The sequence below is a fragment of the Kineococcus halophytocola genome, from assembly GCF_041276425.1.
In the GTDB taxonomy this organism is placed as follows: domain Bacteria; phylum Actinomycetota; class Actinomycetes; order Actinomycetales; family Kineococcaceae; genus Kineococcus; species Kineococcus halophytocola.
This window is the reverse complement of sequence record NZ_JBGFTU010000003.1, coordinates 20,825-36,271: the sequence shown is the minus strand read 5'-3', so window position 1 is coordinate 36,271 and position 15,447 is coordinate 20,825. Positions and strand designations below refer to the sequence as shown.

General features: G+C 75.8%; 19 protein-coding genes. 12 read left to right on the top strand and 7 right to left on the bottom strand.

Features of this window, described 5'->3' with window-relative positions; translation table 11 throughout:
* Positions 1 to 5 precede the first annotated feature (5 nt).
* On the bottom strand, positions 6 to 1,280 hold the full coding sequence (gene sepH, locus AB2L27_RS03135) for a septation protein SepH (protein ID WP_370440014.1): 1,275 nt from the start codon (positions 1,278 to 1,280) through the stop codon (positions 6 to 8).
* A 141-nt stretch (positions 1,281 to 1,421) separates the two neighbouring features.
* On the opposite strand from sepH, the gene AB2L27_RS03130 reads away from it, so the two are divergent.
* Positions 1,422 to 2,540, top strand: coding sequence for a ferrochelatase (locus AB2L27_RS03130; RefSeq protein ID WP_370440013.1), 1,119 nt, complete (start codon positions 1,422 to 1,424; stop codon positions 2,538 to 2,540).
* A gap of 13 nt (positions 2,541 to 2,553) precedes the next feature.
* Positions 2,554 to 3,435, top strand: coding sequence for an inositol monophosphatase family protein (locus tag AB2L27_RS03125; RefSeq protein WP_370440186.1), 882 nt, complete (start codon positions 2,554 to 2,556; stop codon positions 3,433 to 3,435).
* 25 nt (positions 3,436 to 3,460) lie between these two features.
* On the opposite strand, the gene AB2L27_RS03120 is transcribed toward AB2L27_RS03125, so the two are convergent.
* Positions 3,461 to 3,781: a hypothetical protein gene (locus tag AB2L27_RS03120; protein WP_370440012.1), complete on the bottom strand. Its 321-nt coding sequence runs from the start codon at positions 3,779 to 3,781 to the stop codon at positions 3,461 to 3,463.
* Between the two features lie 511 nt (positions 3,782 to 4,292).
* Between AB2L27_RS03120 and AB2L27_RS03115 the strand changes: the two genes are divergently transcribed.
* Positions 4,293 to 4,592, top strand: a complete 300-nt coding sequence (locus AB2L27_RS03115) for a DUF4193 domain-containing protein (RefSeq protein ID WP_106206830.1) — start codon at positions 4,293 to 4,295, stop codon at positions 4,590 to 4,592.
* Here the strand turns inward: AB2L27_RS03115 and AB2L27_RS03110 are convergent.
* The gene (locus AB2L27_RS03110) at positions 4,567 to 5,070 is read right to left on the bottom strand and encodes a DUF3093 domain-containing protein (protein ID WP_370440011.1); all 504 of its coding nucleotides are present in this window, start codon (positions 5,068 to 5,070) and stop codon (positions 4,567 to 4,569) included. The genes AB2L27_RS03115 and AB2L27_RS03110 overlap by 26 nt on opposite strands.
* Before the next feature lie 117 nt (positions 5,071 to 5,187).
* Here AB2L27_RS03110 and dut point away from each other — a divergent pair, with 117 nt between their 5' ends.
* The 5 genes from dut (at position 5,188) to AB2L27_RS03085 (ending at position 7,882) form a co-directional block, all read left to right on the top strand.
* On the top strand, positions 5,188 to 5,673 hold the full coding sequence (dut, locus tag AB2L27_RS03105) for a dUTP diphosphatase (RefSeq protein WP_370440185.1): 486 nt from the start codon (positions 5,188 to 5,190) through the stop codon (positions 5,671 to 5,673).
* Positions 5,670 to 6,509, top strand: coding sequence for a DUF3710 domain-containing protein (locus AB2L27_RS03100; RefSeq protein WP_370440010.1), 840 nt, complete (start codon positions 5,670 to 5,672; stop codon positions 6,507 to 6,509). Before dut ends, AB2L27_RS03100 begins: the two co-directional genes overlap by 4 nt.
* A gap of 93 nt (positions 6,510 to 6,602) precedes the next feature.
* Positions 6,603 to 7,031, top strand: coding sequence for an OB-fold nucleic acid binding domain-containing protein (locus tag AB2L27_RS03095; RefSeq protein WP_370440009.1), 429 nt, complete (start codon positions 6,603 to 6,605; stop codon positions 7,029 to 7,031).
* On the top strand, positions 7,031 to 7,696 hold the full coding sequence (locus AB2L27_RS03090) for a DUF3159 domain-containing protein (protein ID WP_370440008.1): 666 nt from the start codon (positions 7,031 to 7,033) through the stop codon (positions 7,694 to 7,696). Before AB2L27_RS03095 ends, AB2L27_RS03090 begins: the two co-directional genes overlap by 1 nt.
* Before the next feature lie 33 nt (positions 7,697 to 7,729).
* Positions 7,730 to 7,882, top strand: a complete 153-nt coding sequence (locus AB2L27_RS03085; RefSeq protein ID WP_370440007.1) for a hypothetical protein — start codon at positions 7,730 to 7,732, stop codon at positions 7,880 to 7,882.
* A gap of 6 nt (positions 7,883 to 7,888) precedes the next feature.
* On the opposite strand, the gene trmB is transcribed toward AB2L27_RS03085, so the two are convergent.
* Both trmB and AB2L27_RS03075 read right to left on the bottom strand, forming a co-directional pair.
* Entirely contained in the window at positions 7,889 to 8,575 is a 687-nt protein-coding gene (trmB, locus tag AB2L27_RS03080) for a tRNA (guanosine(46)-N7)-methyltransferase TrmB (RefSeq protein ID WP_370440006.1), read from the bottom strand.
* Positions 8,576 to 8,606: 31 nt separating this feature from the next.
* Positions 8,607 to 9,056 (bottom strand): MarR family winged helix-turn-helix transcriptional regulator, encoded by a 450-nt coding sequence (locus AB2L27_RS03075; RefSeq protein WP_370440005.1) that lies wholly within the window; start codon positions 9,054 to 9,056, stop codon positions 8,607 to 8,609.
* 57 nt (positions 9,057 to 9,113) lie between these two features.
* Between AB2L27_RS03075 and AB2L27_RS03070 the strand changes: the two genes are divergently transcribed.
* Complete coding sequence (locus tag AB2L27_RS03070) at positions 9,114 to 9,656, top strand: phenolic acid decarboxylase (RefSeq protein WP_370440004.1); 543 nt, start codon at positions 9,114 to 9,116, stop codon at positions 9,654 to 9,656.
* Between the two features lie 95 nt (positions 9,657 to 9,751).
* The gene (locus tag AB2L27_RS03065) at positions 9,752 to 10,576 is read left to right on the top strand and encodes an alpha/beta fold hydrolase (RefSeq protein ID WP_370440003.1); all 825 of its coding nucleotides are present in this window, start codon (positions 9,752 to 9,754) and stop codon (positions 10,574 to 10,576) included.
* Between the two features lie 52 nt (positions 10,577 to 10,628).
* On the opposite strand, the gene AB2L27_RS03060 is transcribed toward AB2L27_RS03065, so the two are convergent.
* Both AB2L27_RS03060 and AB2L27_RS03055 read right to left on the bottom strand, forming a co-directional pair.
* Positions 10,629 to 11,288, bottom strand: coding sequence for a potassium channel family protein (locus AB2L27_RS03060; RefSeq protein ID WP_370440002.1), 660 nt, complete (start codon positions 11,286 to 11,288; stop codon positions 10,629 to 10,631).
* Positions 11,288 to 11,953: a potassium channel family protein gene (locus AB2L27_RS03055; RefSeq protein ID WP_370440001.1), complete on the bottom strand. Its 666-nt coding sequence runs from the start codon at positions 11,951 to 11,953 to the stop codon at positions 11,288 to 11,290. The genes AB2L27_RS03060 and AB2L27_RS03055 overlap by 1 nt, the downstream gene beginning before the upstream one ends.
* 39 nt (positions 11,954 to 11,992) lie before the next feature.
* On the opposite strand from AB2L27_RS03055, the gene AB2L27_RS03050 reads away from it, so the two are divergent.
* Both AB2L27_RS03050 and AB2L27_RS03045 read left to right on the top strand, forming a co-directional pair.
* Positions 11,993 to 14,056 carry an APC family permease gene (locus tag AB2L27_RS03050; protein ID WP_370440000.1) on the top strand — a complete coding sequence of 688 codons (2,064 nt, stop codon included), beginning with the start codon at positions 11,993 to 11,995 and terminating at the stop codon, positions 14,054 to 14,056.
* On the top strand, positions 14,053 to 15,444 hold the full coding sequence (locus tag AB2L27_RS03045) for a class I SAM-dependent RNA methyltransferase (protein ID WP_370439999.1): 1,392 nt from the start codon (positions 14,053 to 14,055) through the stop codon (positions 15,442 to 15,444). The genes AB2L27_RS03050 and AB2L27_RS03045 overlap by 4 nt, the downstream gene beginning before the upstream one ends.
* Positions 15,445 to 15,447 lie beyond the last annotated feature (3 nt).

The window sequence follows — 15,447 nt, the reverse complement described above, 5'->3', positions numbered from 1 at the left end:
CGGGCTCAGTCCTTCTTCGTCCCGAACATGATGTCGTCCCAGCTCGGGACGCTGGGGCGCTTGGCCGCCGCCGACCCGCGCCGCGCGGACCGGTTGCGCCGGCGGGAGGTCGCGGGGGGATCGGGCTGGGGGTCCTGGGCCGCGGGAGGCGCCTCCCCGGCCGGCGCGGGCGGGTCCACCGGCTCCGCCGGGTCGTTCGGCTCGGCCGGGTCCTCGGCCACCTCCGGGGAGGCCTGGGCCCCCGCGTCGGCGGCGCCGTCCGGTCCGGTGCCCCGCTCGTCGTCCTCGTCCAGCGGGGAGTCCGTCCCGGGGTCGTCCCCGGCCTCACCCGTGCTCTGGTCCGTCGCCTCGTCCGCGGCCTCGTCCGTCGCCTCGCCCGCCGCCTCACCCGCGGCCGGGGCGGGCAGCACCGTGCGGTCGACGACGTCCTCGGGGGAGGACTCCGCGGGGTGGGCCGGGGGCGGGTCGGCCGTCAGGGCGTCCGTGCGCGGCGCGGGCGGGTCCACCGGCTCCGCCGGGGCGGGGGAGGGGTCCTGCTGCCCGGGCCGGCGGCCGCGGGCCGACTCCAGCGCCTGGAGGATGTCGTCGGTCGGGGACTGCTGGTTGGCCCGCACGCCGCCGTCGGCCTCGACGTCGTAGACGCGCTCGGAGGCGGAGCGGACACCCTCCCCGGCCACCGAGACCAGCCGCCGGCCCGGCAGCGGCCCGGGCTCGGCCGGTTCCTCCTCCGAGAGCCACCGGGCCTCGTCGTCGTGGGCGGACAGCACCCGAGCGGCGGGGTCGAAACCCCAGCGGGCCACCCGGCCGCGACCGCCGGCGACGAACTCGCACTGCACGATCCAGCCGTCGTCCTCGCTCCGCCAGGCGTCCCAGCGGGCACCCTCGGGGTCCACCGCGCGCGCCGAGAGGCGGGCCACCACGACCTCGTCCAGCGTGCCGGCGACGGGGGAGCGGCCGTACGGCGTGCGCCGGGCCAGGCCGCTGACGTGGGCGCGCTCGGCCAGGACCGGGCCCTCGTAGCGGCGGACGTGCTCCAGGGTCAGCCCGCCGGCGGCGGCGACCTCCTCGGCCGTCTCCCCCGCGCGGATGCGGGCCTGGATGTCGCGGGGGCGCATCTGCGCCTCCATCTGGATCTGCAGCTGGCCCAGCCGGGCCCGGTCGCGGCGCACGGCGGCGCGCAGCGCCTCGTCGACCCGCAGCCGGTAGCGGCTGCCGTCGGTGCCGACGAGCACGACGTGCTCTCCGTCGTCGTGGACGCCGACGAGCCTCAGGTCCTGCATGTGGGGCGCCCTCCAGGAAGCGTGGTGCGGGCCATCATCGCGGATGCACTCTGCCACTTCCGGCAGCACCCCGTGCAGACGTGCGCGCGGCGGGTGCGGGCCGGGGGGCGGGGAGGGTGCCGGGGAGTGGATGATGGCGCGGTGAGCGACGCGAAGCCCTACGACGCCGTGCTGCTGCTGTCCTTCGGTGGCCCCGAGGGTCCCGACGACGTGATGCCGTTCCTGGAGAACGTGACGCGTGGCCGGGGCATCCCCCGCGAGCGCCTGGAGGACGTGGCCGAGCACTACCTGCACTTCGGCGGCAAGAGCCCCATCAACGACCAGAACAAGGAACTGCTGGCGGCCCTGCGCGGCGAGCTCGACGCGCGCGGCCTGGCGGACCTGCCCCTGTTGTGGGGCAACCGGAACTGGGAGCCGTACGTCACCGACGTCCTGCGCGAGGCGCACGAGGGCGGGGTCCGCCGCGTGCTCACCGTCTTCACCAGCGCGTACTCGTCGTACTCCAGCTGCCGCCAGTACCGCGAGGACCTGGCCGAGGCGCTGGGGACGCTGGCCGAGGAGGGGCGCGGCCTGGAGGTCGACAAGATCCGGCACTACTTCAACCACCCCGCGTTCGCCGACGTCAACGCCGCGGCCGTGGCCGAGGCGGTGGCGCAGCTGCCCGAGGGCGCACGTGTGGTCTTCGTCACGCACAGCATCCCGGACGCGATGAACGACGTGTCGGGCCCGCCCGCGGCCGGTGGTGGCGCCTACGTCCGCCAGCACCTCGACGTGGCCGCCGAGGTGGCGCGCCGGGCCTCCGAGCGCGTCGGCCGCGAGCTGTCCTGGGACCTGGCGTACTGCTCCCGCAGCGGCCCGCCCACCCAGCCCTGGCTCGAACCGGACGTCAACGACCACCTGCGCGCGCTGCACGCCGACGGCGTCCCCGGGGTCGTCGTGGCCCCCGTCGGCTTCGTCAGCGACCACATGGAGGTCAAGTTCGACCTGGACACCGAGGCGGCGGAGACGGCCGGGGAGATCGGCCTGCCGTTCGCCCGCGCGGCCACCGTCGGGGCCACCGCGCAGTTCGTGGCCGGCCTGGTCGACCTCGTGCAGGAGCGGGCCGCGCAGGCCCGGGGCGAGGACCCCGAGCTGCCCGTGGCGGGCGGTCTCGGGCCCTCGCACACCGTCTGCCCCGTCGACTGCTGCCGCAACCTGCGCGCGCCCCGGCCGGCGGCGACGGGCGAGGACTGGCAGGCCCCCGTCCCGGCCGGGTCCTGACGCCGTGGAGCACCTGGACGCGGTCCCCGGGCCCACGTCCGCCGGGCCCACGTCCGCCGGGCCCACGTCCGCCGGGCCCACGCCCACCGAGCTGCGCCGGCTGGCCGTCGAGATCGCCACGGCGGCCGGGGAGCTGATCTGCGCCGGCCGCCCCGACCGCGTGGAGGTGGCGGCGACGAAGTCGGGCCCGACCGACGTGGTGACCGCGATGGACACCGCCTCCGAGCAGCTCCTGCGCCAGCGGCTGCGCTCGGCGCGCCCGCAGGACGGGGTGCTGGGGGAGGAGGAGGGCTGGACGGCGGGCAGCAGCGGGCTGACGTGGGTGCTGGACCCCATCGACGGCACGGTGAACTACCTCTACGGGCTGCGGTCCTACGCCGTCAGCGTCGCCGTCGTCGCCCACGACCCCGCCGCGGCGCCGGACCCGGCGACGTGGACGGTGCTGGCCGCCGCCGTCGTGGACCCCTCGGCGGCGGAGACCTGGTCGGCGCAGGCCGGGGGCGGGGCCACGCTGACCGACGCGCGCGGGACCCGCCCGCTGCACGTGGCGCCCGGCCCGGCGCTGGGGCAGGCGCTGGTGGCCACGGGGTTCGGGTACGACGCCGCCCGGCGCGCCGAGCAGGCCGCCGTCCTGACCCGGCTCCTGCCGCGGGTGCGCGACCTGCGCCGCATCGGCACGGCCTCGCTGGACCTGTGCGCGGTGGCCGCGGGCCGCGTGGACGCCTACTACGAGCTGGGCCTGAACCCGTGGGACTTCGCGGGGGGCTGGCTGGTCGCGCGCGAGGCCGGGGCCGTCGTCACCGACTTCGCCGGCGGCCCGGCGGGCTCGCACGGCCTGCTGGCGGCCGGTCCCGGGTTGCACCCCGTCCTGCGGGACGGCCTCGGCCTGGGCTGAGGCCGTCCCGCCGGGGGGCGGGCGGTCAGGCGGGGGCGCACTCCACGGGCGGCTCGACGCCCTCGCGCACCCCGCCACCGACGTCGTCACGGGCGCCGTCACGGACGTCGACGGTGCGGCCGGACTGCCCGGCCAGGTAGGCGACGGTGTCGGGCAGGGCCACGTCGTGCGCGGCGGCGAGGTCCACGAGGGCCTCGAGGTCGTCGAGCAGGGCCTGGGCCAGGTGCTCGTCGCCGGCGGCGGCGGCGGTGTCGATGGTGGCGCGGGTGCGCTGGACGCGGTCGGACAGCTCGGCCACGAACGTGGGCGAGGTCTCTGCGGTCGTGCTGGGCTCGTGCACGGGCACGGCACCTCCCTGCGGGGCGGGCGGACGGCCGGATCGGCGGGGACGCGAGCACACTACGGCCCGGCGGCCGCTCGTCCAACTCCTCCGGTGTCCCGGCTGTGGACGGTCCCCCGCCCGGCCCAGGGGTGCTCAAAGGCGTTGCCCGAGCAGGGAAGTGACGCACGCGACACCTGAGGTGCCGAGAACGTGGAGGGCGTTGCTCCGTCCGGGTGGCGGGTGCCGTGGCGGGTGCCCCCGAGCCCGTGGCCGGGACCGGCGACGTGCCCCCGTTCGAGTCCGCGCCGCAGGTAGGTCATGATGCGTGCTCGCTCGCGCTCAGCGCGGGTGGACGCAGGGGGCGGGAAGGACCGGCCCGGGGCATGGATCGGGCGGTCGGGGTGTTGTCCCCGCCGCACCGGGCACCCGGTGCCGGCACGACGCGCGGGAACCGGCGGTAGGAGCAGGAACACCAGCACGTCCTGCACGACGAGGACGACGGACGCCGAGAAGGCATGGAGTGTGAGGCGAGGTCATGGCGACCGACTACGACGCACCGCGCAAGAACGACGACGAGCTGAACGAGGACTCCATCGAGGAGCTCAAGGCCCGTCGCACCGACAAGAGCTCGGGCGCCGTCGACGAGGACGAGACGGAGGCGGCCGAGGGGTTCGAGCTGCCCGGTGCCGACCTGTCCAACGAGGAGCTGTCGGTGCGGGTCCTCCCGCGCCAGCAGGACGAGTTCACCTGCACGAGCTGCTTCCTCGTGGTGCACCGCAGCCAGCTGCACGACTCCGGCGACGGCCGGATCATCTGCAACGACTGCGCCGCCTGATCTCGGCGGCCAGGCGCTGCGGGCGGCGGGTCGAGACCACCCAGTAGGGGGTGGGGTCGGCCGGGTCGTCCAGGTGGATCCGCACGGCGGGTCCGATCCAGGACCGGATGGCCAGGTGGGCCCGGGCGTCGAGCCCGGGTCCCAGCGCCGCCCGCCGGTCCTGGCGCGCGACGACGTCGACGCCGGAGACCACCGACAGCGGCAGCGTGGCGCGCCCGACCCGGAACTCCTCCTCGGTCAGGCGGGTCGTCCAGGACAGGCTCAGCAGCACCCCCACGGCGAGCAGGGCCCCGGCGACCGCGCCGGCCAGGGCGCCGCGCAGGCCCCAGATCGGCAGCGCGACGAGGGCACCGCCCACGACGGCGGGCAGCCACGACAGCCACGTCGTGGGGGCCGGCCACCACGTCTCCGTGCCGTCCCACGGGGGACCGGCCTCGGTCGGGTGCTGGGGCTGGGAGGGGTGGGCCGGGCTCGACACCGGCCCAGGGTCGCACGCGGCGGACCGGGGGCGGGACCGGACGGGGTGCGACGGGTAGGGTCGAGCCCCGTGACCGACGCGTTCCCGCAGGCCGAGGACGTCCCGGGGTCCGTCCCGGTGCCGACCGTCCTGTCCGTGCCCGAGGCCCTGCCGACGTACGCCCACCCCGGCGACGCCGGGGCCGACCTGACCACGCGCATCGACGTCGTCGTCGGGCCGGGCGAGCGGGTCACGGTCCCCACGGGCGTCTCGCTGGCCCTGCCCGACGGTCACGTCGCGTTCGTCGTCCCCCGCTCGGGCCTGGCCGCCCGGCGGGGCCTGACGGTCCTGAACTCCCCGGGCACCGTCGACGCCGGGTACCGCGGCGAGGTGCGCGTCACCCTGCACAACACCGACCTGCGCGAGGCCGTCGAGCTGCGCGCCGGCGACCGCGTGGCCCAGGTCGTCGTCCAGCGCGTCGAGCACGTCCGCTTCGTGCCCGTCCCGGAGCTGCCGGCGTCCGTGCGCGGCGCCGGCGGCCACGGGTCGACGGGCGGCAGCCAGGCCCTGGTGGCGACCGCCGCCACCGACCCCACCACCCCCACCCCCGAGGAGCGACCGTGAGCCTGTTCCGCCGCCGCAAGGTCGCCGAGACCACCCCGAACGACCCCGCCACCGCCGACGCGACCCGGGACTCCACCTCGGTCACGGCCGCGGAGGTGGGGGCCGAGCCCGCCACCGCCGCCTCCGGCGTCGTGGACGACCCCGAGGCCCGCGCCGCCGCCGAGGCCGGTGCGCCGGCGCCGGCCGACCCCGCGCCCGAGGCCTTCGACCGTTCCGGCGGCCCGTTCGACGTCTCGGAGGTCGAGGAGGCCCCCCGCCTGACCCTGGGGGGTCTGCAGCTGGTGGGCCGGGAGGGCATGGAACTGCGCTTCGAGGTCGAGGAGGGCTCGGGCCGGGTCATCGCCGTGACCGTCGGCCTCAACGGGTCCACCGTGCAGCTGCAGGCGTTCGCCGCCCCCCGCACGAGCGGGGTGTGGGACGAGATCCGCGCCGAGATCGCCGAGGCGGTCCAGGGGCAGGGCGGGGCGGCCGAGGAGCAGGACGGGCCGCTGGGCCGGGAGCTGCTGTGCCGGCTGCCGGTGCGCACCGAGGACGGCCGCACGGCCCACCAGCCGGCGCGCTTCGCCGGGGTCGACGGGCCCCGGTGGTTCCTGCGCGCGGTCTTCAGCGGTCCGGCCGCCCACGACCGGGCCGCGGCCACCGAGCTGGAGGGCGTCGTGCGCGAGGCCGTCGTCGTCCGCGGGGAGGAGGCCATGGCCCCCCGCGAGCTGATCGCCCTGGCCCTGCCCGAGCAGCCCGCCCCGGCCGAGCCGGCCGAGCCGGCCACGCAGCAGGCCGCCGGGCGCGACGACCTCAAGCCGTACGAGCGCGGACCCGAGATCACCGAGGTCCGCTGACACCGGTCCGCTGAGACCGGTCCGGGGACGGGACCGGGGAAGACGGGTCCGGCGGGTGACGTTGAGACCTGCAGGGCATCGGGAGGGCCTACTGTGAGTGCCGTGTCGAAGTCGTCAGTGCTGGGGGCGCCGCTGTGGCGCCGTGCTCTCGCGCGGTTCACCGCGTCGAACTCCGACCTCGCCGCCGAGGAGGCGCAGCAGGACGCGGTCCGTCACGGCGGGACGCCCTGCGGGCAGGTCCCGGACCGGACGCGGGCCTGCGTGTGCGGGACCCTGCGGTCGGTGACGCAGCGCCCCCGCGGAGGGGTGCCGGCCCTGGAGGCCGAGCTGTTCGACGGGTCCGGCTCGGTGCAGCTGGTCTGGCTGGGACGCCGGCACATCGCCGGGGTGGAACCGGGCCGGCGGGTCAAGGCCAAGGGCCTGGTCGCCTGCGACGACGGCCAGCGGGTGATCTTCAACCCCGTCTACGAGCTGGTGTGCACCGAGACGGCCGAGAAGGTGCAGAAGGCGGAGAGGGGCTAGTGGCGGTCCCCTCGGGCCCGTCGCTCCCCTCGGCGCCGCAGGGGCCGCAGACGGTCGAGGAGCTCGTCCGGCTGCGCCTGTCGACGGCGCTGGGGGGCTGGCGCGGGCTGCTGGACTCCGCCGTCGCGCCGCTGGCGTTCCTCGTCGCCTGGCTGACGACGAACGACCTGTGGACCTCGGTCGGGGCGTCCCTGGCGGTCATGCTCGTGGCCCTCGTCGTGCGCATCGCCCGCCGCGAGACGGTCCAGTTCGCCCTCGGCAGCATCCTCGTCACCGCCGTCGCGGCGTTCGTGGCCTCCCGCACCGGCCGCGCCCAGGACGTCTTCCTGCCGGGCATCCTGCTCAACCTCGCCCTCGCGGTGGCCTTCGCGGTGTCGATGATCACCCGCTGGCCCGTCGTGGGGTTCCTCGTCGGGGCCGTCACCGAGGAACCGACCGCGTGGCGCCGCGACCGCGGGATCGTCGCGCTGTGCCAGAAGCTGACGGCGCTGCTGCTGGCCGGGTACGTGCTGCGCGTGGCCGTCCAGCTCCCGCTCTACCTCACCGACAACACCACCGGCCTGGCCGTCGCCAAGCTCGCGCTGGGGTGGCCGCTGCTGCTGCTGGGCCTCGCGGTCGCGGGCGCCATGCTCCTGAAGGGACGCACCCCGCTCCAGGTGCGGTGAGGCTCACCTACCCGGCCCTGTTACCGTCGGCGCGTGGGGAAGAAGAAGCAGAAGGACCTCTGGCCGAAGTCCACGTGCTGCGAGTCCAAGGACAAGTGCCGGCGCTGCCCCCTGCGGATGCTCAAGGAGGGCACCATGCCCGAGGGCTGGACCGTCAAGCGCCGCCGGCTCGTCAAGGCCGACTGAGGGGTCTCAGCCGGCCCGGCGGGTCGCCAGCACGTCCGTCACGACGTGCCCGAGCGCGAGGCCGCGCCGCTCGAAGCGGGTGAGGGGCCGCCAGGCGGGCCGGGACCGGTCGGGGGACAGCTCCAGGCGCGGGTCGGCCCCGACGACCTCGACCACCTGCTCGGCGTAGGGCTCCCAGTCGGTGGCGCAGTGCAGCGTCCCGCCCGGGGCGAGCCGGTCGGCCACGAGCGCCACGAAGTCCGGCTGCAGCAGCCGCCGCTTGTGGTGGCGCGCCTTGGGCCAGGGGTCGGGGAAGTACACGCGCACCCCCGCCAGGGCGCCGGGTTCGACGCGCGCGGCCAGCAGTTCCCGGCCGTCGCCCTCCAGCAGCCGCACGTTCTCCACCCCGTGCTCCACGAGCCCCTGCAGCAGCGCGCCGATGCCCGGCGTGTGGACCTCGGCGGCGACGACGTTCGTGCCCGGGTCGGCCCGGGCCATCGCGAGCGTCGCGTCGCCCATCCCGGAGCCGATCTCCAGGACGACGGGGTGGTCGTTCCCGAACAGGTGCCGCAGGTCCAGCCGTCCCGGCCCGGCGGGCACGGCGTAGCGCGGCAGGTGCGTGGCCAGCGCCTCCTGCCGCTCGGCGCCCATCCGCCCCCGCCGCAGCTTGTAGGACTGCACGGGCGTGCCGGCGGGGACGGGAGAGGCGTTCACCGTCCCATTCTCGGTCACCGCCGGGGCGCGGTCAGTCGTCCCCGAGCGCGGCCAGCAGGCGCTCCAGGGCGGGGAGGGCGGTGACGAGGGCGGCGCGGTCGGCGGGGTCCAGGCGGGCCAGGGCGCGTTCCAGCGTCCGGGAGCTGGCCGCGTCGTAGCGCCGCAGCAGCGTCCGGGCGTGGTCGGTGGGGGTGACCGCGACGGCGCGCCCGGCGCCCGGGGTGCGCACGACGAGCCCGGTCGCCGTCATGGCGCGCAGCAGGTTGCTGACGGTGGGCCGGGCCAGCCGCAACCGGTCGGCCAGGCCGCTGGGGCTGTGCGGGCCGGTCTCGGCGAGGGCGCGCAGCAGCTCCACCTGGGCCTCGGGCAGGTCCGGCAGCCCGGCCAGGTCGCGGCTGCGGCGCAGCACCGCCCGTCGGAGCGGTCCCAGCAGCGGGCCGAGGCGGCGGGCGAGCGGGGCCGTGGACGTGGGGGAGGTCACGGGCCCATCGTGCCCCGCCGGGTTGCCGCCGCGGGTTTTGCCAGCAAAATGAACGGCATGACGACCTCCGACCCGCACGTCACGACCACCGTCGAGCACCCCGCCCCGCCGCAGGACCTGTCCGGCCTCGTGGGCCACCGCTTCGTCTACACCTACGCCAACGGCTGGCAGTACGAGATGTACGTCAAGAACGCCACGACCATCGACTACCGCATCCACTCCGGGATGGTCGGCGGCCGCTGGGTCAAGGACCAGGAGGTCGACCTCGTCCAGCTCGACGAGGACGGGTACAAGGTCACCTGGACCGAACCGACCGGCACCTGCGTCGTGGTGGACGTCATGCCGCAGCGCCGCCGCCTGCACGGCACCATCTTCTTCCCCCGCTGGGTGCAGGAGGACGGCTCCAAGACGGTCCTGTTCCAGAACGACCACCTCGACCGGATGCGCGCGTTCCGCGACGAGGGCCCGACGTACCCGATCCACGTGGTCCCCGAGTTCGCGCGCATCACCCTGTTCGAGCACGTCGGCACCGACGACGAGTCGGTCGTCTCCGTCGCCCCCGGCGACCTCGACCCGCAGTTCCTGCACCGCACGAACTGACCCGCACGACCTGATCCGCCCGGGCTGCGGTCGGGCTCTGGCCGGGTCCTGGCCGGTGCCCTACCGTGGCCCCGCCGTCCAGACCCGGAGGAACCGTGAGCACTCCCGCCCCCGCGCAGACCGACGTCCCGGACCTGCGGGCCCCGGACCGCACCCACCGCCTGCCGACGTCGGACGGGCTGACGCTGAGCGTGTACGAGTGGGACGGCGGCGCGTCGGCGCACCCGGTGCTCCTGCACCACGGGTTCAGCTCCAGCGCCTCCCTGGAGTGGCCGCACTCGGGGCTGCCGCAGGCGCTGCTCGCCCGGGGCCGGCGCGTGCTGGCCGTGGACGCGCGTGGCCACGGCGCGTCCGACGCCCCGCACGACAGCGCGTCCTACGGCGAGGCGCGCATGGCCCAGGACGTCCTGGAGGTCCTGGACGCCCTCGGCCTGGACCGGGTCGACCTCGCCGGGTACTCGATGGGCGCGGTCGTGTCCCTGGTCTTCGCCTCCCGCCACGGCGACCGGCTGCACCGCCTCGTCGTCGGGGGCGTCGGGGCGGGGGTGGTGGAACTGGGCGGGGTCGACACCCGCGCCCTGCCCGCCTCCGAGCTGGCCCGGGCCCTGCGCGCGCCGGACCCGGGTGACCTCGGCGAGGGGTTGCTGCGGAGCTTCCGCGAGTCCGCGGCCGCCACCGGCAACGACCTGCTGGCCCTGGCCGCGCAGGCCGACGCCGTGCACGCCTCACCCCTCGACCTGGCCTCGATCCCGGTGCCCACCCTCGTCGTGGCCGGGCGGGAGGACCCGCTGGCCGTGCGCCCGCAGGTGCTGGTCGACGCCGTCCCCGGTGCCCACCTCCTCCTCGTCGCGGGCGAGCACACGACGGCGTTCGAGGACCCCCGGTTCGTGCCGGGGATCACCGCCTTCCTGCAGCCCTGACGGGCCCGGCCCCGGCGCCGCGGGCGGGGGAGGGGCCGCCGAGGGGACGGCCTCAGCCGGCCGCGAGGATCGTGCGCAGCTCGGCCTCGGCGTCCGGGACGGACAGGAACAGCAGGTGGTCCCCCGGTTCCAGGACGTCGTCGGGACTGGGCGGCAGCGGTCGCTCGGCCCGGACGATGGCCACGAGCACCGTGTCCTGCGGCAGCCGGACCTGCTCGACGGTGCGGCCCAGGACGGGGCTGCTGTCCTCCAGGGTGTACTCGACCATGGAGGCCCGTCCCTGCTGGAACGTGAACAACCGGACGAGCTCGCCGACGCTGACGGCCTCCTCGACCAGGGCGGTCATGAGCCGCGGGGTCGAGACCGCGACGTCGACCCCCCAGGCCTCGTCGAACAGCCACTCGTTCTTGGGGTTGTTCACGCGGGCCACGGTGCGCGGCACGCCGTACTCGGTCTTGGCCAGCAGCGAGACGACGAGGTTGGCCTTGTCGTCGCCGGTGGCGGCCACCACGACGTCGCAGTCGGCCAGCTCGGCCTCCTCCAGGCTGGAGATCTCGCAGGCGTCGGCCAGCAGCCACTGCGCGTCCGGGACGCTGGTGATCTTCATCGCCGCGGGGCTGCGGTCGACGAGCAGGACGCGGTGGCCGTTGCCCAGCAGCTCGCGGGCGATGGACCGCCCGACGATGCCGGCCCCGGCGATGACGACGCGCATCAGGCCCTCTCCTCCGGTGCGGCGGCCAGCACGGCCGCGGCGGACGTGGTGCGCTCGTCGGCGACGACGACGTGCACGACGTCGTCCTCCTGGTAGGCCATGCCCTTGACGGGCACGACGCCCTGGCCCAGCCGCGTCAGGTACGCCACGCGCACGCCCGCGGCGGCCTCCAGGGCCGACAGGGGCCGTCCGACCCAGGCCTCGTGCACGGGCAGCTCGACGAGCACGACCCGCCCGGAGGCGTCGCGGAACTCGGACAGGGCCCCCTCGGGCACCAGGCGGCGCAGCACCTGGTCCGAGGTCCAGCGGACGGTGGCGATCGTGGGGATGCCCAGGCGCTCGTAGACCTCCGCACGCCCGGGGTCGTAGATGCGGGCCACGACGTTCTCCACCTCGAACTTCTCCCGCGCCACGCGGGCGGCGAGGATGTTGGAGTTGTCCCCGGAGGAGACGGCGGCGAACGCGCCGGCCTCGTGGATGCCGGCCTCCACGAGGGTGTCGTGGTCGAAGCCGACGCCGGTGACGCGCCGGCCCGCGAAGCCCGGCCCCAGGCGCCGGAAGGCGTCGGCGTCCTGGTCGACCACCGCCACGCTGTGCCCGCGCTGCTCGACGGTCAGCGCGAGGCTCGAGCCGACCCGGCCGCAGCCCATGATCACGAAGTGCACGTCCCGAACGCTACCGTCTAGCACCTACCATCGGCAGACGTGCCCTCTGTGACCGATGCGGTCAAGCGCGTCCTGGTCGGACGCCCGTTCCGCAGCGAACGGCTGTCCGAGACGCTGCTGCCCAAGCGCATCGCCCTGCCCGTCTTCGCCTCCGACGCGCTCAGCTCGGTCGCCTACGCGCCCGACGAGATCTTCCTGACGCTCTCGATCGCGGGCATCGCGGCGTACTCGTTCTCGCCGTGGATCACCGCCGCCGTCGTCCTGGTGATGTTCGTCGTCGTCGCCTCCTACCGGCAGAACGTGCACGCCTACCCCTCGGGGGGCGGGGACTACGAGGTCGCCACGGTCAACCTGGGGCCCAACGCCGGCCTCACCGTCGGCAGCGCGCTGCTGGTCGACTACGTCCTGACGGTGGCGGTCTCGATCTCCTCCGGGGCCCAGTACGCGGCTGCGGCCATCCCCGCCCTGCGCGGGCACGAGGCCCTCTTCGCGGTCGTGCTGGTCCTGCTGCTCATGTCGGTCAACCTGCGCGGGATCCGCGAGAGCGGGGCGGCCTTCGCCGTCCCCACCTACATCTTCATGGCCTCCATCCTCGGGATGGCCGCCTGGGGCTTCGGCCGCCTGCTGTTCGGGGACCTGCCGCAGGCCCCCAGCGCCGCGTTCGAGCTCACGGCCGAGCACGACATCTCCGGCGGGCTGACGAGCCTGGCCGGGGCCTACCTCATCCTGCGGGCCTTCTCCTCCGGCGCCGCGGCCCTGACGGGCGTGGAGGCCATCAGCAACGGCGTGCCGGCCTTCCGCAGGCCCAAGAGCCGGAACGCGGCCACCACCCTGCTGCTGCTGGGCCTGACGAGCGTCACGATGCTCGTCAGCATCGTCGCGCTGGCCAACCTGACGGGGATCCGCTTCGCCGAGGACCCCGGGCAGCAGCTCCTGCGCGACGGGGTGCCGGTGGGGGAGGGCTACGTCCAGGACCCGGTCATCGGGCAGCTCGCCGCGACGATCTTCGACCACTTCCCGGTGGCCTTCTACGTCGTGACCGCCGCCACCGGCGTCATCCTCGTGCTGGCGGCCAACACGGCGTTCAACGGCTTCCCCGTGCTCGGCTCGATCCTGGCCCGCGACGGCTTCCTGCCCAAGCAGCTGCACACCCGCGGGGACCGGCTGGCGTTCTCCAACGGGATCATCGCCCTGGCCGTGGCCGCGATCGTGCTCATCCTGGCCTTCGACGCCGAGGTGACCCGGCTCATCCAGCTCTACATCGTCGGCGTCTTCGTCTCGTTCACGATGAGCCAGACGGGGATGATCCGGCACTGGAACCGGCACCTGCGCACCGAGACCGACGCCGCCCGGCGCGCGCAGATGCGCCGCTCCCGCGTCATCAACTGCATCGGCCTCGCCCTCACGGCGACGGTGCTGGTCATCGTCCTGCTGACGAAGTTCACCCAGGGCGCGTGGATCGCCATCCTCGCGATGGTCGTCGTCTTCGTGAACATGAAGCTCATCCGGCGCCACTACACCAACGTCAGCCGCGAGCTGGAGGTCGCGCCCGACGCCAAGGCCAAGGCGCTGCCCACCGGGGTCCGGGGGGTCGTCCTCGTCTCCAAGATCCACCGGCCCACGCTGCGGGCCCTGGCCTTCGCCCGCGCGGCCAAGCCGACCGACCTGCAGGCCGTCACGGTCGCGGTCGAACCGGAGGAGACCGCCGCGCTGCGACGGCGCTGGGAGGCCCTGGGCGTCCCCGTGCCGCTGACCGTGCTCGACTCCCCGTACCGCGAGATCACCCGCCCGGTCCTGGAGCACGTCAAGGCGCTGCGGGCGCGCCACCCGCGCGACCTCGTCATCGTGTACGTGCCCGAGTACGTCGTGGGGCACTGGTGGGAGACCCTCCTGCACAACCAGTCCGCGCTGCGCCTGCGCGCGCGGCTGCGCTACCTGCCGGGCGTCATGGTCGCCAGCGTCCCGTGGCAGCTGTCCAGCTCGGCGGGCCTGGAGGACCGGCTGGAACGGCAGGCCCCCGGCACCGTCCGCCGCGGCACCTTCGGGCCCGGCCCCGTGGACCGCGACCCCGCTCCCACCCGCAGCACCGAGGAGACCCCGTGAGCAGCCCCGCCCCCCGCCCCACCCGCGGTCGAGGCCGCACGTCGCGGCGCCCGGCCCCGGCCGGTCCCGACGCTCGCGGCACCGAGATCGAGCTGGAGGTCGGGCCGGTCGCCCACGGCGGCCACTGCGTCGCCCGGCACGAGGGCCGCGTCGTCTTCGTCCGGCACGCCCTGCCCGGTGAGCGGGTGCTGGCCCGCGTCACCGAGGGGGCCGACGGCGCCTCGTTCTGGCGCGCGGACGCCGTGCGCGTCCTGACCGCCGACCCCGACCGCGTCGAACCGCCGTGCCCCGTCGCCGGGCCCGGCCTGTGCGGGGGGTGCGACTTCCAGCACGTCACCCCCGCCCGCCAGCGCGCGCTCAAGGCGGCCGTGGTCACCGAGCAGTTCCACCGGCTCGCCGGGCTCGACGTCGCGGTGGAGGTCGAGCAGGCCCCCCTCGCCGGTGTCGCCGGTGACGCCGGTGTCGCCGGCGGGGAGGGTGAGGGGTTGCGTTGGCGCACCCGCACCCAGTTCGCCGTCGACGCCGAGGGCCGGGCGGGGCTGCGCGCCCACCGCTCCCACCAGGTCGTGCCCCTGGCGGACTGCCCGATCAGCACGCGCGCGGTCGTCGGCTCCGGCGTCCTGGGCGCGCGCTTCGGCAACGTGGCCACCGTCGAGGTCGCCGCCGGGTCCGACGGCGCGGCGCCCCTGGCCGTGGTCGACCCGCTGCCCGGCACCCACGCCCACCTGCCCAAGCTGCCGGGCGCCTCCGTCGCCGTGCGCACCCCCGAGGGGCTGCACCGCGTCTCGGGCCGCACCTGGGTCGGCGAGCGCGTCACCGTGCGCACCGGGGACGCCGAGCGCGAGCACGCCTTCCGCGTCGGCGGGGCCGGGTTCTGGCAGGTCCACCCCGCCGCCCCGCGGCTGCTGGGCGAGGCGGTCCTGGCGGCCCTGGAGCCGCGCGCGGGCGAGCACGCCCTGGACCTGTACTCCGGGGTGGGCCTGTTCACCGCGCTGCTGGCCGAGGCGGTCGGACCCGAGGGGTCCGTGCTGGCCGTGGAGGGGGAGGAGCGCGCCGTGCGCGACGCCCGGCGCTCGCTGCACGAGCACCCGCAGGTGGAGCTGTGGGCCGGGGCGGTGCAGGAGGCGCTCGACGACGAGGAGCTCACCGCGCGCCGCACCGACCTCGTCGTCCTGGACCCCCCGCGCTCGGGCGCCGGCCGTGCCGTCGTCGAGCAGATCGCGGCCCTGGCGCCGCGGGCCGTGGCCTACGTCGCGTGCGACCCGGCGGCGCTGGCGCGCGACACGGCGTTCCTGGCCGGGCACGGGTACCGGCTGGAGGGGCTGCGCGCCTTCGACCTGTTCCCCATGACCCACCACGTGGAGTGCGTGGCGCGCTTCGTGCGCTGAGAG

What these genes read in the sequence shown, in the direction of transcription:
- sepH (WP_370440014.1), bottom strand. Translation starts at nt 1,280, where the DNA reads ATGCAGGACCTGAGGCTCGTCGGCGTCCACGACGACGGAGAGCACGTC.
- AB2L27_RS03115 (WP_106206830.1), top strand. Translation starts at nt 4,293, where the DNA reads ATGGCGACCGACTACGACGCACCGCGCAAGAACGACGACGAGCTGAAC.
- AB2L27_RS03070 (WP_370440004.1), top strand. Translation starts at nt 9,114, where the DNA reads ATGACGACCTCCGACCCGCACGTCACGACCACCGTCGAGCACCCCGCC.
- AB2L27_RS03060 (WP_370440002.1), bottom strand. Translation starts at nt 11,288, where the DNA reads ATGCGCGTCGTCATCGCCGGGGCCGGCATCGTCGGGCGGTCCATCGCC.